The following is a 19,343-nucleotide window of genomic DNA, read 5'->3' on the forward strand; positions in this document are numbered from 1 at the left end:
CGGCAAGCTTAGTACTTACGGTTCGGGAATTCCTTGGCGGCCACCTCGGCAGGGAACACGCCTTCCACCGTCGTGATGCGCGCTGGCACGGGCTTGCCGGCCACCACATCGCGGGCAATGGACATCAGTTGCGGGCCCAGCAGCGGGCTGCACTCGACGGTGACGTTCAGCTTGCCGGCGATCATGGCCTCGAATGCGCCTTTGACGCCATCGATCGAGATGATGATGATGTCCTTGCCCGGCTTCATGCCCGCTTCTTCGATGGCCTGGATGGCGCCGATGGCCATGTCGTCATTGTGCGCGTACAGCACGTTGATTTTCTTGCCTTCGGCCTTCAGAAACGCTTCCATCACTTCCTTGCCCTTGGCGCGCGTAAAGTCACCCGTTTGCGAACGGATGATCTTCAGCTTGGGATTCTTGCCGATGACTTCTTGGAAGCCTTCCTTGCGGTCGATGGCCGGAGCGGAACCCACCGTGCCCTGCAGTTCGACGATGTTGAGGGTCGCATCCGGGGTTTTCTTGGCGTGCTCGAGCAGCCATTGGCCCGCGCGGCGGCCTTCTTCCACGAAGTCGGAACCGATGAAGGTCACGTACAGCGATTTGTCGGCCACGTTGACGGCACGGTCCGTCAAGATGACGGGAATCTTGGCAGCCTTGGCTTCGCGCAAGACGGTATCCCAGCCCGATTCGACGACGGGCGAGAAAGCGATCACGTCGACTTTTTGCGCGATGAACGAGCGCAGGGCCTTGACCTGGTTTTCCTGCTTTTGCTGCGCATCGGCAAATTTCAGGGTAACGCCATCTTTCTTGGCGGCATCCTTGATGGAGACGGTATTGGCGGTGCGCCATTCGCTTTCGGCGCCTACCTGCGAAAAGCCCATGACGAGGGGCTTGGCGGCGAAGGCGGACGAGGTAGCGAAGGTGGTGGCGGAAAAGGCCAACAGCATGGCGCTGGCGAGGAGTGTGCGGCGTGTCAATGTCATTCTTGTCTCCAGTTTTTTTTGGAATACCATCACAGCCGGATGCCGGATGGGCGGTTTTTTATGAACCCATGGTAGGAGAAAGCAACATAGCCATCCAATCAATTCTTTTTCGCTTGCGATACCGATTTGCGTATCACCTGGCACACATCTGCTGACCCCTTACCGTTTGGCAGCCGGCAATTGGCGGCTTTGATAGCGGTTCAAGTCGCGCGGATCGACCTGCGGCCAGCCATCCTTGTCCCACGTCATGGGCAGGATCTTGAGCTTCTGCAAATAATTGTCCGCCGTCTCGTAGGCGTGCAGCACCAGGTAATCCTTGCCATCGAACGTATAGGCACTGTTGTGGCCCAGGCCTTTCCAGTCCTTGTCGCCCTGCAGCACCACCGTGCCGCCGCCCTGCGCCATGTCGCGTCCGTTCTTGTCCAGATACGGACCCGTCACGCTATTGGACCGTCCCACGGCCAGGTGATAGGTGCTTTTCTCCTTCTGGCAGCACAGCCCCCAGGAGACGAAGAGGAAGTAATCCTTGCCCCGCTGGAAGATGAACGGCGCTTCGATTTCCTCGGGCGCGGGCTTGAATTCACCCGCGCGTGGCGGCAGGGGCACGCGACGCGCCAGGGAATGCCACTCTTGAGGTTCCGCAATACGGGTCCAGTCGGGCGTCAATTTCACCAGCTTGATGCCGTTCCAGAAGGAACCGAACGACATCCACGGCGTGCCGGCGGCATCGGTGATGATGTTCGAATCGATGGCGTTCCACTCGTCGCGCTCGGGCACGGATTGCAGCAGCATGCCCTGGTCGACCCAGCGGTAGTCGGGCGAGCGGGGATTGAGCGTGGTGTTGACGGTCACGCCGATGCCGGACGTGTTCTTGCCGAAGCCGGACACCGAGTAGTACAAGTAATATTTTCCGTCATGAAACTGCACGTCAGGCGCCCAGATGTGGTCGTCAAACGATGGCGCGGCCGTCTTGGCCCACGTGGGCTGGCCCGCGAAGACGCGCCCTTCCGGCTGCCAGTCGACCATGTTTTTTGAACTGTAGAAGGTGATGCCGGGGCCTGTGCTGTACAGATAATACGTGTCGCCTTCCCTGGCCATCACGGGGTCGTGCACGCTGACCTGGGCCGCGTGCGCGGCAGCCAGGATCGCCAGGGTGCTCAGGATGGCGGCAGCGCCGCGTGTCAACAAGTGCATCGTCTTCTCCGATATGAACAGGCCGGCCCATCATGCGGGCCGGCCGGATGAATGACAAGTGGCGCAAAGCTTATTCGACAGCCACCACCACGACGGCCTTGGCCGGGATAGACACGGTCAGCTTGCCGCCTTGCGCCTTGGCATTGAACGCCACCGGCTGCACGGCTTGCGGTTGCGCAAAGCTGTTGACGGCGTCCATCTTGCCTGCGGTCAGCACGCGACCATTCACGGCTGTCACTTTTTGACCTGCCAGCGCCACGCTCACGTCAACGGCCTTGTGCGGGTTCGTATTCACCAGCGACAAATACACCTTGCCATCCTTGGCGCGCGCGGCCGAGGCGCTCACTTCAGGAATGCTGACCTTGCCCAGGCTGTACTTGCCATTGCCCTGGATGGCGACCGGCAGGGTCGTGGCATCCTGGAACGGCACGTACATTTCAAACGCGTGATATGTGGGCGTAAGGAAATATTTATCCTTGTCCGTGATGATCATCGCTTGCAGCACGTTGACCATTTGCGCGATATTCGTCATGCGCACGCGGTCTGCATGGGCGTGGAAAATATTGAAGTTCAGGGCGGCGACGAGCGCATCGCGCAAGCTGTTTTGCTGGAACAGGAAACCCGTGTTGGTGCCCGGCTCGACGTCGTACCAGGTACCCCATTCATCGACGTACAGGCCCGTCTTTTTGGAGGGATCGTTCTTGTCGATGGCGGCGATATTGTTTTTGATCAAGCTATCGATGCGCAGGGTGCGGCTCAAGGTGGAAATCCATTCATTTTCGCCAAAGCCCGTGGCGGCGCCCTTTTTTTCCCAGACGCCGGTCGGCACCGTGTAGTAGTGGAAACTGATGGCATCCATCATGTTCGGCTTGATTTCGCGGCTCAGCGTGCTGGACCAGCTGGTGTCATCGTCATTGCCGCCGCTGGCGATAAATTTCGGACGCGCGCTTTCCGGCGTCTTCATGAAGGTGTGATAGTGCTTGTACAGGTCGGCGTAGTATTGCGGGCGCATATTGCCGCCGCAACCCCAGGCTTCGTTGCCGATACCAAAGTAATCGACTTTATACGGCTGGGCGCGGCCATTCTTGCGGCGCAGCTCGGCCAGGGTCGACTTGCTGTCCGAGGTCATGTATTCGAGCCACTCGGACATTTCCTGCGGCGTGCCGGAACCGAGGTTGCCGTTGATATAGGTCTGTGCGCCCAGCAATTCCGCCAGGTCGAAGAATTCATGCGTGCCGACGGCGTTCGACTCTTCCACGCCACCCCAGTTGGTGTTGACTTTGGTCGGGCGCTTCTCGCGCGCGCCGATGCCGTCCTTCCAGTGATATTCATCGGCAAAGCAGCCGCCCGGCCAGCGGACCAGGGGCACGTGCAACTGTTTCAGCGCGCCCAGCACGTCATTGCGCCAGCCCTTGGTGTTGGGAATCGGCGATTCCGGTCCCACCCACATGCCTTCGTAAATACCCGTGCCCAGGTGCTCGGCGAACTGGCCGTAAATGTTTTTATTGATCACGGAACCTGGCTTGGCCACGTCGATGGTGACATTGACGGGCGCGGCAAAGGCGCTGCCGGCGGCCATGGCCAGGCTGAAGGCCACGATGCGGGTGTTGATGAATTTCATGCTGTCTCCTGTTTTTTAGTGAAAAGCAAGGGCCGGGATTACTCCCGGCAATCTGGAATGGCGTAGCCTCTCCTGCCGCGGGGTTGGGGCGGCAAGAGGGGTGTTTCAAGATCGGAGTTGCCGGTCAGTGCCGGCGCGAATAAACGGCGCGGGGGCGCTTAGACCCAGCCGGCGTCGACGATGAATTCCTGGGACGAGCACATCGCGCCGTCATCGGAGGCGAGGAACAGCACCATGGCGGCGATGTCCTGTGGCATCAGCTTGCTTGGCAAGCATTGGCTTTTCTTGATTTCCACTTCGGCCGCCTCGTCGACCCACAGGTCGATCTGACGCTGCGTCATGACCCAGCCGGGCGTGACCGTGTTGACGCGGATATTGTGGGCGCCATAATCGCGCGCCAGACCCCGCGTGAGGCCGACGACGGCCGCCTTGGTGGTGGCGTAGACGGGGTAGCCGCCCGACTTCATGTGCCAGGAAATCGAGCTGACGTTGATGATGGAACCGCCGCCCTTGCGCTTCATGCCCTCAAAGACGGCCTGGCACGTGAAGAACATCGGACGTTGATTGATCGCAATGCGCTCATTCCAGTATTCCAGGGTCACGTCCTGCGCCTGGTGGCGCTGGTCGTTGGCGGCATTGTTGACGAGGATATCGAAGTCGCCCAGTTTCTCGGCCAGTTCGGCCATGACGGCCTGCAAGGATGGGATATCCGTGATGTCGCAATGGCGGAACAAGGGTGCCGTCAAACCCGCTACAGCCAGGCGGCGGCACAGGGCCTCGCTCGCTTCGACGGCGATATCGACAAACGCCACCAGCGCGCCCTGGGCGACAAATTCCACCACCAGGGATTCGCCGATGCCGCTGCCGCCACCCGTGATGAACACGCGCTTGCCCTGCAAGCTGCCATATTTCGCCAATTGCTTCATCTTGTCTCCACCTGTGTATTTTTTATTTTTTGTGATTAAAGTTTGCCCAGCACGCCATCGTGACGGCGCCAGATCCCCAGCGGATTATCATCGCGCAGCGACTCCGGCAGCAAGTCCTGCAGCAGATTCTGGTAGGACACGGGACGCAGGAAGCGGTTGATGGCCGCCGTGCCCACCGAGGTACTGCGGCCATCCGACGTGGCCGGGAACGGGCCGCCGTGCACCATGGCCGTCGACACTTCCACACCGGTCGGGAAACCGTTCGCCAGGATGCGGCCCACGCGGCGTTCCAGCACGGGCAGCAGGCGGCGCGCGTCAATCAGGTCGCCCGCATCCATCTGCAGGGTGGCCGTCAGCTGGCCTTCCAGGCTTTCCGTGATCGCCAGCAACTGTTCCATGTCGCGGCAAGCGACCAGCAAGGAGGCGGGGCCGAAGACTTCGTCGCGCAAGTCGTGCCTGGCCAAAAACGCCTCGCCCGAAGTGACGAACAGGGCGGCGGCGCCCTTGCCTTCATCGCCCGTGTTTTGCACCAGCGGCGTCACATCAGCGTGCTGCGCCAGGGCGGCGACGCCTTTCGCATAGCTGCTGGCGATGCCAGCCGTCAACATGGTGGCGGCCGGCGCCGGCGCCAGCGCTTCGGCGGCAGCGGCGGCAAAGGCCGTGAAGTCAGGGCCTTCCAAGCCCAGCACGAGGCCGGGATTGGTGCAGAACTGGCCCACGCCCATCGTCAGCGAAGCGGCAAAACCGCTGGCGATCGCCGCGCCACGGGCGGCCAAGGCTTGCGGCAGCACAAACACGGGGTTGATGCTGCTCATCTCCGCATATACAGGTATCGGTTGCGCACGTTCCGCCGCCACCTTCATCAGGGCGAGGCCGCCCGAACGCGAACCCGTAAAACCCACGGCCTGGATGGCCGGATGGGCGACCAGCGCCTGGCCGATGCCGTTGCCTGTGCCCGTCAGCAAGGCGAAAACGCCGGCCGGCAGCTTGCAGATGGCAATCGCCTTGACGATGGCGCGCGCCACCAGCTCCGACGTGCCCGGGTGGGCCGAGTGGGCTTTCAAGACAACAGGGCAGCCAGCGGCCAGGGCCGAGGCCGTATCGCCACCGGCCACGGAGAAGGCCAGCGGGAAGTTACTGGCCGCAAACACGGCGACGGGGCCCAGGCCAATCATGCGCAAACGCAAGTCAGGACGCGGTGGCGTGCGCTCAGGCAAAGCCGAATCGATGCGCGCATCGGTCCAGGAACCTTCGCGCAGCAAGCCGGCGAACAGTTTCAGCTGACCGACCGTGCGGCCACGTTCGCCTTCCAGGCGCGCGCGCGGCAAGCCGCTTTCCGTCATGGCGCGCACGATCAGCTCGTCGTCCAATTCCAGAATTTGCGCGGCGATGGTGTCCAGAAAATCGGCACGTTCTGCATCCGTGGTGGCGCGGAACGGATCGAAGGCGGCTTGCGCCAGACGGCACGCCGCGTCGATTTGCGCCACGTCAACCATGTGGAAGGCGGGCGCGATGTGCGCGCGCGCGGCCGGGTCCCACGCTTCGAAGGAGCCGCCATTGCCCTTGACGGCGACGCCGCCGATCAATGCATCACCGGTGATGATAAAACTCATAATGTGCTCACTTTCGCAAATTCGGTTGGGAAGACATCGAGGCGGTTGCGCAAGGCAGGGCCAAAGGCCGGCGCTTCGATTTCAAAGGTTTCGCCCGGCGCCACGCTCACGCCATCGGCAAAGCTTAACGTCGCCGTGCCAAAGAAATGCACGTGCACGTCACCAGGGCGCTTGAACAGCGGATACTTGAAGTGATGGTGTTCCAGGTTGGCAATCGTGTGCGACATATTCTCTTCGCCGCTGACAAAGGCCTTTTCCCAACGCACATTGCCGGCAGTGTCCAGCACGCGCGAGGCGCCAGCGATATGCGCGGGCAATTCGCCCACCAGCAGGGCCGGCCCCACGCTGCACATGCGCAGCTTCGAATGGGCCAGGTACAGGTAGTTCTGGCGTTCCGTGATGTGGTCCGAGAATTCATTGCCGATGGCGTAGCCGACCCGATACGGCTGGCCGTCGTCGCCGATCACGTACAGGCCGGCGATTTCCGGCTCTTCGCCGCCATCGAGGGCAAAGTCCGGCATACGCAGCGGCTGGCCGCCAGCGCGCACGATGGAGCCATCGCCCTTATAAAACCATTCGGGCTGGGCGCCGGCCGTGCCGTCAGCCGGCTTTCCGCCTTCCACGCCCAGGCGGAACATTTTCATCGAATCGCTCAGGGATTCCGCATCGCCGCCGATCTTCTTGTGCATGGCGTCGCGCGCACCGGCGCTGCCCAGATGGGTCAAGCCCGTGCCCGTCACGTAGCAGTGCGCTTCGTCGGCGTGATCGAGCGGCGCCAGCACACGTCCGGCAGCAGCCACGTCCGCATAGGCATGCGTGGTGTTGCCGACGGTGGCGTTGACCAAGTCCGCCAGGCTGACCTTCTTGCGGATGGCGTCTTGCGCCAGCGCATACGTCGTGTTGTAGCCTTCGATGACGCGGATCTGGTCGTCTTGCAGCAGGCCGACGAGGCGGCCGCCGTGTTCATTCGTAAATTGCAGCAACAGCATGGAATTCTCCGCTTAATGTGAGTGGCGCGGCACGGCGGAACCGCGATTGCCGACCAGGAAGTCGAAATCGCAGCCTTCATCGGCCTGCAACACGTGTTCGATGTACAGCTGCTGGTAGCCGCTCTTCGGCCCAGGCGCGCTGCCCAGTTCGCGGGCCGCCAGGCGCTCGGCGATCTCCGCGTCGCTGATGTCGATGTTCAGGCTGCCGGCGTGGCAATCGAGGGCGATCATGTCGCCATCGCGCACGATGCCCAGCGGGCCGCCCGCCATGGCTTCCGGCGCCACGTGCAGCACGACGGTGCCGTAGGCCGTGCCGCTCATGCGCGCGTCCGAGATGCGCACCATGTCGGTGATGCCTTGCGCCAGCAGTTTCGGCGGCAAGCCCATGTTGCCCACCTCGGCCATGCCCGGATAGCCTTTCGGGCCGCAGTTTTTCATGACCAGCACGGAGTTCGCGTCGACATCCAGGTCGGGATCGAGGATGCGCGATTTATAGTGTTCGAAATCCTCGAAGACAACAGCCTTGCCGCGGTGCTGCATCAAATGCGGCGAGGCGGCCGACGGTTTCAGCACGGCGCCGCGGGGCGCCAGGTTGCCGCGCAGCACGCAGATACCGCCATCGGCCAGCAGCGGGTTGTCCAGGGTGCGCACCACTTCATCGTTGTAGATCGGCGCTTCGACGCAGTTGTCCCACAGCGACTTGCCGTTGACGGTCAAGGCATTCTTGTGCGGCAGCAAGTCGCCCTCGCCCAGGCGGCGTATCACGGCCGGCAAGCCGCCCGCGTAGTAAAACTCTTCCATCAGGAAACGACCCGAGGGCAGCAAGTCGACGATGGTCGGCGTGCCACGGCCCACACGGGTCCAGTCTTCCAGCTCCAGCGGCACGCCGATGCGGCCGGCAATCGCCTTCAGGTGGATCACGGCGTTGGTCGAACCACCGATGGCGGCGTTGACCTTGATGGCGTTTTCAAACGCTTCACGCGTCAGCACTTTCGACAGGCGCAGGTCTTCGTGCACCATTTCGACGATGCGGATGCCCGACATGTGCGCCAGCACGTAGCGGCGCGAATCGACGGCGGGAATGGCGGCGTTATGCGGCAAGGACGTGCCCAGCGCTTCAGCCATGCTGGCCATCGTCGAGGCCGTGCCCATGGTGTTGCAGGTACCGGCCGAGCGCGACATGCCCGATTCGGCCGACATGAACTGGTGCAGGGTGATCGATCCCGCCTTCATCTGCTCGTGCAACTGCCACACGGCGGTGCCGGAACCGATGTCCTTGCCGTTGAGTTTGCCGTTCAGCATGGGGCCGCCGCTGACGACGATCGTCGGGATATCGACGCTGGCCGCGCCCATCAGCAGCGCCGGCGTGGTCTTGTCGCAGCCGACCAGCAGTACGACGGCGTCCATCGGGTTGCCGCGGATCGATTCTTCCACGTCCATCGAGGCCAGGTTGCGCGTCAGCATGGCCGTCGGGCGCAGATTCGATTCGCCGTTCGAGAAGACAGGGAATTCCACTGGGAAACCGCCCGCCTCCAGGATGCCGCGTTTGACGTGCTCGGCCAACTGGCGGAAATGCGCGTTGCAGGGGGTCAGTTCGGACCAGGTATTGCAGATGCCGATGATGGGCTTGCCGTGAAACTCGTGGTCAGGTATGCCCTGGTTTTTCATCCAGCTGCGGTACATGAAGCCGTTCTTGTCCTGCGAGCCGAACCACTCGGCAGAGCGCAGGGCAACCTTCTTTTTTGTCTCAGACATGCCATTCTCCTGGTTGTGCTATGCCGGATCTAATGTCGTCGGCCCGGGCAGCGATGTTGGAATACTAAAGAATCCTGCCATGCCTTTCCAATCAATTTTTAATGCGTTCCGATATCGAAAACGATATGACTATGCCCCAATGAAAACGCCCTGCGGGCGCGTGGCGGCAGGGCGTGGGCTGTTTTGGCTGGGGAGCCTACTCGGCGGAAAAGCGGTACACGGTTTGCGTCTGATACACCTGACCCGGGCGCAAAATGGTGCTGGGGAAGTGCGACTGGTTCGGCGAATCCGGGAAATGCTGGGTTTCCAGGCACAGTGCGCCGCGATGGCGGATGGGGCCATGCTTGCCGTGCTGGCTGCCGTCGAGGAAATTGCCCGAATAAAACTGGATGCCCGGCTCCTGCGTGTACACCTGCATCACCCTCCCCGAAACGGGATCGCGCACGGTGGCGGCCAGGTTCAGCCTGTGATCTGCCTTTTGATTGAGCACAAAGTTGTGATCGTAGCCGCGGCCGATGCGGATCTGCCCATGCGGCAAGGCGATGCTGTCGCCGATGACGGTGCTCTGGCGCAAGTCGAACGGCGTGCCGCTTACGTCCGCCAGTTCGCCCGTGGGAATCGACCCCGCGTCAACGGGCAGGTAGCGGTCCGCGTTGATCGACAGCGCGTGGCCAAGGATATCGCCCTGCCCCGCCAGATTGAAATAGCTGTGGTTGGTCAGGTTGACGGGCGTGGCCTGGTCCGTCACGGCGTGGTAGCGCAGGCTCAGGGCGTTGTCGTTGTCCAGTTCGTACACGACGGTGACGTCCAGCTGGCCCGGATAGCCGTCTTCGCCGTGCGGGCTGCTGCGCGTCAACGTCACGCCCACTGCGTCGTCCCTGGTGAACGGCTCGGCCTGCCACATCACCTGGTGAAAGCCCTGGTTGCCACCATGCAAATGATTGGGCGCATTGTTGACGGCCAGCTGGTAATCCTTGCCGTCCAGACTGAAACGTCCCTCGGCGATGCGGTTGCCGAAACGGCCGATGACGGCGCCCAGGAAAGCGCTGTTGGCCAGGTAGGGTTCGATGCGATCGAAACCCAGCACCACGTCGGCAAGAGTGCCGTCGCGGTCCGGCACGTGGATTTCGCTGATGATGGCGCCAAAGTCGAGCACCTTGGCTTGTATGCCCTGGCGGTTCGTCAAGGTAAATACGCTGACGTGCTGGCCATCGGGCAGGATGCCGAACGGCGCTTGCGTCACTGAAACAGAATCAACTGGGGTCATGGCGTCGGGTCCGGTGCGTTACAGGGTCGATGAGCGGCCAAACACGGGCATGCCTTGCGCATCCCAGCGCAGCGGTTTGACAAACGTGTGGCGATCCGGGTTCCACAGCGGGTCGCCGACGATTTTCGTGTAGGTGCGGGCATGGTACACCAGCAATACGCCGTCGCCGTCGTCGTCCGTCGTGAAGCTGTTGTGGCCGGGGCCATAGATACCGTGCTCGTAGCAGGTGGCAAACACGGGCTCTGGCGACTTGGTCCACGAGAACGGGTCCAGCAAGTCGGCCGTGTCATCGGCCCACAACAAGCCCATCGCATAGTTTTCATCGGTGGCGCTGGCCGAATAGCTGATGAATATCTTGCCGTTGCGTTTCAGCACGGAAGGGCCTTCGTTGACCCAGAAGCCGCGGATTTCCCAGTCGAATTCCGGTTTGCTCAGCATCACGGGCGGACCGGCCAGCTGCCACGGCGTGGCCATCGGCGCGATGTACAGGTTCGAATTGCCCTCGATGGCAACATCCTTCTGCGCCCACAGGTAGTACAGCACGCCGTCGTGCTCGAACGTGGTGGCGTCCAGGCAGAAGGTGTCGATGCCCGTGTCGATCTGCCCCATGAATTCCCACTCGCCTTCGAGCGGGTTGGCGTTCGTATTGCGGATCGCATACATGCGATGCTGGAACAATTTGTCTTTGATCTCACGGCTGGGTGCGGCGGCGAAATACACATACCAGGCGCCCTGGTTGAAGTGCAGCTCCGGCGCCCACACCAGTTCGCTGTACGGGCCCGTTTCCGGCTTGTGCCATACGTCGACTGTTTGCGCATCGGCCAGGCCGGCGATGCTGTCGGCGCGGCGCAGTTCGATACGGTCGTACTGGGGCACGGACGCCGTAAAGTAATAATAGCCATCGCTGTGGCGGTAGATATGCGGGTCGGCGCGTTGTTCGATCAGCGGTTTCAAAACGTCAGCCATGTTGTTTACTCCATTCAATTATTCTTACGCAGCCACGTAGCCACGCTTGTGCATTTCGGTTTTCACGCCTGTGTAATAGCTGTCGCTGATGCGGTACTTGAACATCAGCAAGCCCATCAGCAAGTGAAAGAAACCGGGGATGATCGACAGCATCAGGGCGATACCGTTCAGGGCGAATTGCGTTTGCTCATGGTTGGGCCGGTAGTCGAAATACGACAGCAGCACGCCCACCAGGCCGCCCGCCACCGCCATGCCCGCCTTCTGGCAGACGGAGATGCCGCCGAAGGCGAAGCCGGAGACGCGCTTGCCCGTTTTCACTTGACCATAATCGATGGTTTCCGCGATGGCCGACCAGAACACGGGCGCATGCAAGTCCACCACGAAGGACAGCAGGAAATACAGGGCGAATGCCAGCACGGTGTCGCTAGGCTTCACAAAGAAATAGATCGCCAGGCTGATCAGCGCGACGCCGATCTGCGTATAACGGAAAAGTTTTACCTTGCAATAAAACTTGGTGATCCAGGTCGAGGCGATCATGGCCAGGATGGCCGCCACCACGCCCGTGGTCAAAAAGGCGGCCACGGTTTCCGTGCTGCCGCCCAGATAGTATTTCGCGTAATAAATGGCAACGGAGCCGCGCACCACGTAGCCGATGGTGCCCGTGACGCACACGCCGCACAGCACCAGCCACTGGTCGTTCTGCAGCAGCACCTTCAATTGTTCCAGCAAAGATTGCTTTTCCACCACGTGCACGACCCGCTCGGTGGTGGAGAAATAGCAGAACAGGAACAGGGCCACGCCCATGACGGCCATCACGGCCATGGCCGCCTGGTAGCCGACGGCCGGGTTGCCGCCGCCCCAGCGCTGCGACAGGATGGGCACGACGATGGTCACCATGAAGGCGCCGATCTTGGCGAAGAACAGGCGGTAGCCGTTGGCCGACAGGCGGTCCTGCGGGTCGCTGGTCAGGCCGCTGATCAGCGAAATGTAGGGGATGCCCACGCCGGCCGTCATGATGGTCATCAGGATATACGTCGAATATGCCCAGATCAGCTTGGCGTCATACTGCCACTCGGGCGTGCTGAAGACAAAGAAGACGCTGACGCCATACGGCACGGCCAGCCACAGCAGATACGGGCGGTAGCGGCCCGAGGCAAAGCTGTAGCGGTCGGTGATCTGGCCCATGACCAGGTCGGCGATGGCGCCGATGACTTTCACGGCCACGAACAGCAGGGCCAGGTCGGTGGTTTTCAAACCATAGATATCGGTATAGAAAAAGGTGATGATCAGCATCATCGACGAAATGACGACATTGAGCGCCATGTCGCCGGCGCCGAAGCCGACCTTTTCAACGGTAGATAATTTTTGCGTCTCCATGCTTTCCGTCCATTCTTTTTATGATGAATCGTGCGTGACTGCCCAACTGACAGGGGCGTTGCCGGCCGAAACCATGGCAACGCCCTTGATTTTTACTATCTGATCAAGCTACATTTTCCAGCGCAGTGATAACCCTACCGTGCGGTCATAGCGCCGCGTATCGCGCGCATACACGCCCGGCGCGTTCCAGTAATCCTTGAACTTGGTATCGAGCAAGTTATTGCCGTCGAGGGTCACGGTGAACTGGTCGCTGATCTTGTACGACAGCGAACCATCGAGCTGGGCCGTCGGCGCCACTTTCAAGTCCAGGCCGGGACCGCCCTGGTTGTAGCTGTCGATGAATTTCGAGCGCCAGTTGTAGGCCAGGCGGCCCGACCACGCGTCTTTTTCGTACAGCAGCACCAGGTTGTAGGCGTAGCGCGACACGCCCGTGATGGCATGGCTCCCCGTCTCGTCGTCGGTGGTGCCGCTCATGTAGGTGCCGTTCGCCTGCAAGCCCAGGCCGCTCAACAGGCCCGGCAAGCCGTCATAAAACTGCTGGTAGCCAACTTCCAGGCCTTGCAGCTTGCCGGCGGCCGTGTTGTACGGGCGGTCCACGTCATAGGTCTTGCCGGCGATGGTTTCGCTGGCAATGCGTTGCTGGATATAGCCGTCAAACTTGTGGTGGAACACGGTGGCCGTCACGGAACCGGCCGGCGCGAAATACCATTCCAGGGCGGCATCAACATTGTCGCCCGTCACCGGTTTCAAGTTCGGATTGCCGCCCGCGCCCGTCGCCTTGACCGTTTCCGTCGAGTTGACCAGGGCCACGCCCGGGTTCAGCTGGGAAAAGCCGGGGCGGCTGATGGTGCGGCCGGCGGCGAAGCGGCCGACCAGGTCGGCGCGCAGCTTGATTTTCATGGCCACGCTCGGCAACACGTCGGTACTGGCCGTGTCGCTGATGACGGGCGTGTAGACGCCGTCTTGCGAACTGTTGCCTTGCAAGCTTTGTTCGGTGCGCACGACGCGCACGCCAACGGTGCCATCGACGGGGTAGGCGCCCAGCTTGAAGGCGATCTTCGCCTTGGTGTAGATGGAATACGTCTTTTCCGTATCCTTGAAGAACGAGCCCGGATCCATGGCGCGCGCCGCGCTGCTGCCCGTGACGGCTTCGCGGATGGTGCCCGTATTATTGAGCAGGAAGCTGGCGCATGGCGTGTACCACTGCTTCAAGCCATAGTCGGGTCCGCCGCTGGACATCGGTTCCGACAGGCAATTCAAGCCGGGAATCGACGTCACGCTCTGGCGGCCGAACGGAAACGCGGCGCCGGACACGTCCGGTGCTTCCGCATTGCCCTCGAAACTCTTGATCGATTCGGCTTCGCGCTTCACGCCGCGCAGGCCGACGCTGATTTCCTTGAAGATGCCGCCGGCACTCGGCGTGTACGCCAGGTCGGCGCGCACATCGTTCGAGCTGCCCTGATCCTGGCCGTAGCGGTCAAAGAAGCCCTTCAAATAGTAATTTGACGGGTCTTGCAAGTCGATGCCCGTGTAGTCGACGTGCAAGGTGCCATTCTGGTTGGTATTGATGCGGGCGTTCGGCACGACGGTGATGGCGTCGAGAATCGGATTGCGCCAGGTATACGTGCTCTTGGTGCTGGCCACTTCCGATGTGAAACGCCATTCCGGGTTGATATCCCACAAGCCGCCCACGGCAAATTGATGCGTCTTCGTCTGGTTCTTGTTTGCCTGCGTCGACATGATGGTGTTGACGTTGGTGGAGGTCAAGGTTTGCAGCTGGTCGGTGCCGGGAATCTTCGTCGCCGAGACAGGCGTGCCCCACCATGGCAAGCCGACGAAGTAGTCGGATTCTGCATCGAGCAGAAAGCGCGTGGCCATGCCTTCGGCGTACAGTTCGACGTCGGCGTTCGGACGCCATTGCAGCACGGCATTGGCGGTGGTGCGGCGGCGGTCGCCCTTGATCGGCAGCAAGCCCACCTGGTCCGGCCCCGTCAAGCCAGGCGACAGGAAACTTTTATCCACAGGCGCCGTATTGAACGCGCGCTCTTCATGGTAACGATGCTGCTGCTGCGACAAGCCCAACAACGCGCCCACTTCGCCGATGCCCGTCTTCCAGCGGTTCGACAGCATGCCGCTGATATTCGGGTCGGTGGCCTTGGATTTGTCGCTGTAGACGGCGCGCGTATTCACGCTGGCCGTAAACTCCTTGAAGTCAAACGGCCGGTTGGTGCGCACGTCGATGATGCCGGCCACGCCGCCTTCGACCTGGTCCGCGCCCTGCGACTTGTACACGTCCACGCGCTGCAGCATGGTGGCGGGAATGTCGGCCAGGTTGACGTAGCGGCCCGTGGTGGTAAACAGTTCGCGGCCGTTGAGCAGGGTCGTGACATCGCGCAAGCCGCGGATCATGACAGCGCTCGCTTCGCCCGAATCGCGGCGGATCTGGATGCCGGAAATGCGCGCCAGGGTTTCGGCCACGTTGTTATCCGGGAATTTGCCGATATCGTCGGCCACGATGGAATCGATGACCTGGTCCGAGCGCATCTTGATCTGCTGCGAATTTTGCGCCGAGCGGCGCACGCCACTGACGGTCACGACCGACACTTCCGCAGCAGGCTCGGCACTGGCGTCCGCCGCCACCGCATCCTGCGCCCATACCGAAGCCGTGCTCAGCAGGCCAATACCGGCCAATGCCGCAACGGCTGCCTTCAAGGTAAATGGACGAGGGGAAGTGGCCGCGAGCGGGCCGGTGGCGTTGCGCATCATGAATCTCCAGATATTGTATTGATATTTTTATGCTGCTTGCATGTCGTTCGCATGCTCGGCGTTTATCTTAGGGGCTGGACGATAATCTCTCCAATCAATTTTTCCGCAGTTTCGATATCAATTTTGATATCGGCAGCTGGAGCACTTTGGAGGTTGCAATTCGACAACGGCAGGGGCGTCAGGGGAAAGAAAGTGACAGGATGGACGAATACGGAGGAAGAAGCCGGGGGCCTGACAAAAGTCGAGCCCTTCCCGGTGAGAGACATGCTCAGGGAAAACGACGGTAATTACTCGAAAGGCGCCGAATGGGCCTTATATGTAGACGGGATCTTGATCACTGGAAAGAGTTCGGTCGCGTCGGCGCAGATGTTGCGGGGGGCGTTGCAGCAGGAATACGTATTGGCACCGATGTGGGCTTCACACCGGTGCCGATAATACCTCCAGCAACAACGTGCCGTTTAATCGTTCAATTCCACTCCACACATAGCGACTCGGCCTGCTCCAAAATCAGTTGCACCGCCGTATCCTGCTTGACGGGCGGGTACTTATACTTGCGCAGAATTCGCTTCACCAGCAGGCGTAGTTTGGCCCGAACGCTATCGCGTACAGCCCAGTCGATGCTGACGTTCTGCCGCAGGCTCTCTGCCAACTCATGGGCGATTTTCTTTAACGTCTCGTCACCCAGCTCTCGCGCCGAGTCCTCGTTCTCCGCCAACGCATCATAAAAAGCCAGCTCGTCGGTATTGAGGCCAAGGTCGCTACCCCGGCCGACTGCCTCCTTGAACTTCTTCGCCATCGCGATCAGCTCTTCCATGACCTGGGCGGTCTCGATGGAGCGATTCTGATAACGCTTGATCACATTGACCAGCATCTCGCTGAACTTGTTGTTCTGCACCACATTGGTGGCGAAACGGGCCTTGATCTCTCCCTCAAGCAAGCGCTCCAGCAATTCAACCGCCAGGTTGCGCTCGGGCAGGTTGCGCACCTCATTCAAGAAATCGTCATCGAGGATGCCGATATTGGGCTTCTCCAGGCCGGCGGCGTTGAAGATGTCGACCACCTCATTCGAAACCAGCGCCGAACCGATGATCTGCCGGACCGCCAAGTCACGTTCCTCATCTGTTCGCTTTTTGCTGCTGATTTCCTTCTTGGTCAGCAGCACCTTGACGGCCTGGAAGAACGCGACCTCGTCGCGCACGGCCTTGGCCTCGTCGAGCGTGCAGCACAGCGTAAAGGCTTTCGACATGGCCAGTGCAGTATCGCAGAATCGCTTCTTGCCATCCTTCAGCCCAAGTATGTGGTTGGCCGCCTTGGCCAGCATGCCGTGCCCACCCGTCAGGAAACCGCTGTAGTCGATACCATGTAACATGGCACGCAGCACATCCATCATCTCATCCAGCACGGCATACGCCTCGTGCGAGTCTACAGTGGGGCGTCCTCGCCCCTTGCTGGCGGTATACTCCTTCAACGCCTGCTTCAGGTCGCTGGCGATGCCGATGTAGTCAACGACCAGGCCGCCCTGCTTGTCCTTGAATACACGGTTGACGCGCGCGATTGCCTGCATCAGGTTGTGGCCCTTCATCGGCTTGTCCACATACATCGTGTGCACGCAGGGAGCATCGAAGCCGGTCAGCCACATATCGCGCACGATCACCAGCCGCATCGGATCATCCGGGTCCTTGAAGCGCTTCTCCATGCGTTTCTTGATCTGTTTTGAGTAGATGTGGGGCCGCAGCAGCGGCTTGTCGCTGGCCGAGCCAGTCATCACCACCTTGATCACACCCTTCTCTGGATCATCGTCGTGCCAGTCCGGTCGCAAGGCGATGACGGCCTTGTATAGGTGAGCGCAGATGTCACGACTCATGGCCACGACCATGGCCTTCCCGGATTGAGCCTTGTCCCGCTCCTCGAAATGCTGGACCAGATCAGCCGCGACCCGCTGAATGCGCGGCTCGGCACCCACTACTTTTTCCAGCGCGGCCCAGCGGCTCTTGAGCAGTGCCTTCTGGTCGTCGTCTTCTTCGTCCTCCGCCAGCTCATCCACCTCATCGTCGAGTCCGGCAAGTGACTCTTCCTTCAATCCAAGCTTGGCCAGCCGCGACTCGTAATAGATCGCCACCGTGGCGCCATCGTCGCACGCCTGCTGCATGTCGTAGATGTGGATATAGTCGCCGAACACGGCGCGCGTATCGCGGTCTTCGCTCGATACCGGAGTGCCGGTGAAGGCCACGAAGGTCGCGTTCGGCAGCGCATCGCGCAGATTTTGCGCATAACCTACCTGATACCGCTCCAGATACTGCGCTGGCGCCTCGGCGACGCCGAGTTCCGTCGCTGGTAGCGCTCCGGTCCCGAGCACGCTGGCCGGCGCCTTGCGGGTCTTCAACTTGGCCTCAAAACCATATTGGGTACGGTGCGCCTCGTCGGCGATAACCACGATGTTGTGGCGACCCGAAAGCAGCGGATAAGTGTCCTCATCCTCGCCCGGCATGAATTTCTGAATCGTGGCGAAGACAATGCCGCCCGATGGCCGGTTCGCCAGTTTCGCGCGCAAATCCTGCCGCGTAGTGCCCTGCACAGGTTGCTCGCGCAGCAGATCCTGCGACAGCGAGAAAACCCCGAACAATTGCCCATCGAGATCATTGCGGTCAGTGATGACGACGATGGTTGGGTTCTCCATCGCCGTCTCGCGCATCACGCGCGCCGCGAAACAGGTCATGGTGATGCTCTTTCCCGATCCTTGGGTGTGCCATACCACGCCGCCCTTTTGGCTGCCGCCCGGGCGCGATGCAGCGACCACCTGCGCAATCGCCGCGCGTACGGCATGGAACTGGTGATAGCCGGCGATTTTCTTGATCAGCGTGCCATCGTCTTCGAACAGCACGAAGAAGCGCAGGAAATCCAGTAGGTAGGCTGGCGCCAGTACGCCACGGACCAGGGTCTCCAGCTCATTGAACTGGCCCAACGGGTCCAGCGCTACGCCGTCAATGGTGCGCCACGCCATGTAGCGCTCAGCATTGCTGGACAACGATCCCATGCGCGCCTCGCTACCATCGGCGATCACCAGCACCTCGTTGTACTGGAACACGTCGGGTATCTGTTCCTTGTACGTCTCAATCTGGTCGTATGCCCTCCAGAGGTCGGCATTTTCATCGGCTGGGTTCTTCAACTCCAACAGTACCAGCGGCAAGCCGTTGATGAAGAGGATGATGTCAGGTCGCCGCGTATGTTTGGGACCCTTGATCGAAAACTGGTTGATCGCCAGCCACTCGTTGGCGGCTACGTCGGCGAAGTCGATCAGGCGCACGAAGTCGCCGCGCGTCTCGCCGTCGCGCTGGTACTCGACTGGCACACCACTCACCAGCAGACGATGGAACAGCCGGTTCGCCGACAGCAATACGGGCGTATCGAGGTTCAAGACCTGCTGTAACGCGTCTTCACGGGCCACCAACGGGACCGAAGGGTTGAGCCGGGCAATGGCGGCGCGCAAACGCTCAACGAGCACCACCTGCGTGTAATTGGTCCGCTCGGACGCGTCGCCGTCCAAGGCTATGTTCGGCCCATAGACGTGGCTGTAGCCGGTATCGACCAGCCAGGTCAGGGTTTCTTGTTCGAGTTGGTCTTCAGTCATCAAGCAGCCCGCATATGTCGATGAAATCGACACGTTGATAAAATATGTTTAAAAACGGCGCCAAAATCGACACGTTCAACACACGCGCTTTAATGATCGGGAAAGCAATCTTCAATGTGCATTGCTAAATCGTTCTTTTAAGCAACAATATTATTGCATAAATACCAAATTGAAAAAGCTTATGTGATGACAACACCTGGGTATCCAGCGCAGATGACATTAGCGATTGAATGAAAATTATGTTTATTTTCAAAGAGT

General features: G+C 60.7%; 12 protein-coding genes. All 12 read right to left on the reverse strand.

Going from position 1 to position 19,343, the window contains the following annotated elements; translation table 11 throughout:
- Positions 1–8: 8 nt before the first annotated feature.
- Complete coding sequence (locus ACQ4WY_RS15410) at positions 9–983, reverse strand: ABC transporter substrate-binding protein (RefSeq protein WP_071079903.1); 975 nt, start codon at positions 981–983, stop codon at positions 9–11.
- A 159-nt stretch (positions 984–1,142) separates the two neighbouring features.
- On the reverse strand, positions 1,143–2,177 hold the full coding sequence (locus tag ACQ4WY_RS15415; RefSeq protein ID WP_436504806.1) for an arabinan endo-1,5-alpha-L-arabinosidase: 1,035 nt from the start codon (positions 2,175–2,177) through the stop codon (positions 1,143–1,145).
- A 70-nt stretch (positions 2,178–2,247) separates the two neighbouring features.
- Positions 2,248–3,798, reverse strand: a complete 1,551-nt coding sequence (locus ACQ4WY_RS15420; RefSeq protein ID WP_436504807.1) for an alpha-N-arabinofuranosidase — start codon at positions 3,796–3,798, stop codon at positions 2,248–2,250.
- 158 nt (positions 3,799–3,956) lie between these two features.
- Complete coding sequence (locus ACQ4WY_RS15425) at positions 3,957–4,724, reverse strand: SDR family NAD(P)-dependent oxidoreductase (RefSeq protein WP_436504808.1); 768 nt, start codon at positions 4,722–4,724, stop codon at positions 3,957–3,959.
- A 35-nt stretch (positions 4,725–4,759) separates the two neighbouring features.
- Positions 4,760–6,337: an aldehyde dehydrogenase (NADP(+)) gene (locus tag ACQ4WY_RS15430; protein ID WP_436504809.1), complete on the reverse strand. Its 1,578-nt coding sequence runs from the start codon at positions 6,335–6,337 to the stop codon at positions 4,760–4,762.
- Entirely contained in the window at positions 6,334–7,326 is a 993-nt protein-coding gene (gene araD1 / locus ACQ4WY_RS15435) for an AraD1 family protein (RefSeq protein ID WP_436504810.1), read from the reverse strand. The genes ACQ4WY_RS15430 and araD1 overlap by 4 nt, the downstream gene beginning before the upstream one ends.
- A 12-nt stretch (positions 7,327–7,338) precedes the next feature.
- Positions 7,339–9,081: an IlvD/Edd family dehydratase gene (locus ACQ4WY_RS15440; protein WP_436504811.1), complete on the reverse strand. Its 1,743-nt coding sequence runs from the start codon at positions 9,079–9,081 to the stop codon at positions 7,339–7,341.
- 196 nt (positions 9,082–9,277) lie between these two features.
- Entirely contained in the window at positions 9,278–10,348 is a 1,071-nt protein-coding gene (locus ACQ4WY_RS15445; protein WP_436504812.1) for an aldose epimerase family protein, read from the reverse strand.
- An 18-nt stretch (positions 10,349–10,366) separates the two neighbouring features.
- Entirely contained in the window at positions 10,367–11,314 is a 948-nt protein-coding gene (locus tag ACQ4WY_RS15450; RefSeq protein ID WP_436504813.1) for a glycoside hydrolase family 43 protein, read from the reverse strand.
- A gap of 24 nt (positions 11,315–11,338) precedes the next feature.
- On the reverse strand, positions 11,339–12,691 hold the full coding sequence (locus ACQ4WY_RS15455) for an MFS transporter (protein WP_436504814.1): 1,353 nt from the start codon (positions 12,689–12,691) through the stop codon (positions 11,339–11,341).
- A 108-nt stretch (positions 12,692–12,799) separates the two neighbouring features.
- Positions 12,800–15,457: a TonB-dependent receptor gene (locus tag ACQ4WY_RS15460; protein ID WP_436504815.1), complete on the reverse strand. Its 2,658-nt coding sequence runs from the start codon at positions 15,455–15,457 to the stop codon at positions 12,800–12,802.
- A gap of 466 nt (positions 15,458–15,923) precedes the next feature.
- Positions 15,924–19,085 (reverse strand): type I restriction endonuclease subunit R, encoded by a 3,162-nt coding sequence (locus tag ACQ4WY_RS15465; RefSeq protein ID WP_436504816.1) that lies wholly within the window; start codon positions 19,083–19,085, stop codon positions 15,924–15,926.
- Positions 19,086–19,343: the final 258 nt, after the last annotated feature.

The organism is Janthinobacterium salmonicoloratum (assembly GCF_051380845.1).
Lineage (GTDB): Bacteria > Pseudomonadota > Gammaproteobacteria > Burkholderiales > Burkholderiaceae_D > Janthinobacterium > Janthinobacterium lividum_F.